Raw genomic sequence first — 1,884 nt, forward strand, 5'->3', positions numbered from 1 at the left:
CTTTCGGTAAACAAAAGATGCCCATGCTGGGCACACACACTATATATAGCAAATAGGGCGGTAAGCACCGAATCCATTAGCTTTGTTGTGTTTACGAAGTCCGCCAAATCTTTTGATTTGGCAATTAAAAAGGAAAAGAAAATCACAAAATGCAAAAGCTTCGGCTACGGGCTTTGGGGAATGTTCGGTGCCTATCCTCTGCCCTACTTGCCATAGCCTAGCCGTTGTATGCCATTGTGCGCAACCATTTATAAAATAAGTATCTAACGATTAAAAGTTATCCCAATGAAAAAAATCATCACTTTGACCGTATTCTTCATACTTGTTCTATCCTGCTCTGACTCAAAAGATGGAGATTGGGACGATAATATAAAACTATCCCAAAAAGAAGTACAGTTTTCTTCAGCGCAAAACAATGTCGAAATATCAACGGAAGGAACTGGATGGTGGATTGATGAAGTTTCCATGGACGGTGAATTGTTCGACTTAAATGGAATTGATACAACAAAGGAAAATTTCACTATTGAAGAAACTGAATTCTCTATTGAAAGAAAAAACTCGACGGAGATTTTTATTTCAATGCAACAAAACCCAACTGAATCGTCAAGGGTTTTGATAATTGGCCTTCAAGCTGGTAATTATTTTGATGGAATAAAGATTACGCAATCAGGGAATTAAAAAACAACGGCATACAACACAACCTATAAACAATACGGGCTTAGGTCTTAAACGCTAGGGTTTGCGTATTTTTATGAAGTCCGCAAAATCTTTGGGATTTCGCTTTGGACTAGAAAAAGATAAAACAAAACCAAAAGATTTCGCTATGTGCATGGCGGAAAGCAAACGCTAGTTTGCTCCCGTACTGTTCATAGCTCAAACGTTGGCAATAATTATGAAAAAAATCATCTTTTTAATACTAATCTTGTTTTCAACAACTAACTGCTCGTCTCAAATTGAACAGAATGTAGACGGAAAATGGTATATGATTAACAAAAGTGGCTTTGTTGAATGGACTATCACAAAAGACAGCCTAATTAATCGGAAGTTATATCCTAATTTTATTCGAAAAGGGAAAGGAAAATTTGATTACGGTATTACAGAAAAAATAAAGTTAGCGGATAGAGTTTTATTGATTGGAGAAAATCCTAAAAATCACTCTGAATTTTATACTATAATGACCTTAGTTCCTTCTGAAAACCACAAGTCTCTTAAATACGTCTGGAACGGAATTGATTCAATTTCTAATATTAAAACGATAACAAGACTTAATCAAAATGATAAGAGACAGCTTTTTGGTTATGATTTATACTCAAAAGAGTATTTGGAAACCTTCAAAGAAAAAAAATCGATTGACGAAATGCCTTTGAGTGACTTCAAAGAATATTTGAAAATTTACTATCGGAATTCAAAAATTTCGACAGAAGAATATATGAAAAACATTAAAGGTTATTATGGCGAAGCTTCCTCTTTTAATTATCAAATAATTGTTTCGTCTTTATTAGAATTGAACTATAATCCAATTCAAACATCTGATTCAATAAACTTATTATTTCAAAAGTTTATGGAAAATGATGAGATTAAAGAGTATTTGAAGGAGCTGAAAGAAGAATAACTATTGCCAACACAACCTATAAACAATACGGGCTTCGGGCTTAGTCGCTAGGTTTGTGTATTTTTATGAAGTCCGCAAAATCTTTTGGATTTTGCTTTAAACAAGGAAAAGAAAAAACAAAACAAAAAGATTTTGCTATGTGTGTGGCGGAAAGCAAACGCTAGTTTGCTCCCGTACTGTGTAGACTTCCCCTTCTTAGGACACCTCTAATTTCGATAAATAATTATTATTTAGGTCAGATTTGATGAAGAATTTAAATTCTTCATCAAATC

Annotated in this window: 3 protein-coding genes; all 3 read left to right on the top strand. The window is 33.8% G+C overall.

Annotated features, from left to right (window positions below):
• A partial coding sequence (locus BLQ19_RS21435; RefSeq protein WP_217637596.1) for a hypothetical protein occupies positions 1 to 216 on the top strand: 216 nt, incomplete at its 5' end.
• Between the two features lie 69 nt (positions 217 to 285).
• Positions 286 to 678 (top strand): hypothetical protein, encoded by a 393-nt coding sequence (locus BLQ19_RS20795; protein WP_074539657.1) that lies wholly within the window; start codon positions 286 to 288, stop codon positions 676 to 678.
• Between the two features lie 214 nt (positions 679 to 892).
• The gene (locus tag BLQ19_RS20800; protein WP_139150315.1) at positions 893 to 1,612 is read left to right on the top strand and encodes a hypothetical protein; all 720 of its coding nucleotides are present in this window, start codon (positions 893 to 895) and stop codon (positions 1,610 to 1,612) included.
• Positions 1,613 to 1,884 lie beyond the last annotated feature (272 nt).

Origin of the sequence: Cellulophaga baltica (assembly GCF_900102165.1) — a bacterium.
Lineage (GTDB): Bacteria > Bacteroidota > Bacteroidia > Flavobacteriales > Flavobacteriaceae > Cellulophaga > Cellulophaga baltica.

Bases quoted from the DNA above. Each gene is read 5' to 3' on its own strand.
- BLQ19_RS20800 (WP_139150315.1), top strand. From the start codon at position 893: ATGAAAAAAATCATCTTTTTAATACTAATCTTGTTTTCAACAACTAAC.
- BLQ19_RS20795 (WP_074539657.1), top strand. From the start codon at position 286: ATGAAAAAAATCATCACTTTGACCGTATTCTTCATACTTGTTCTATCC.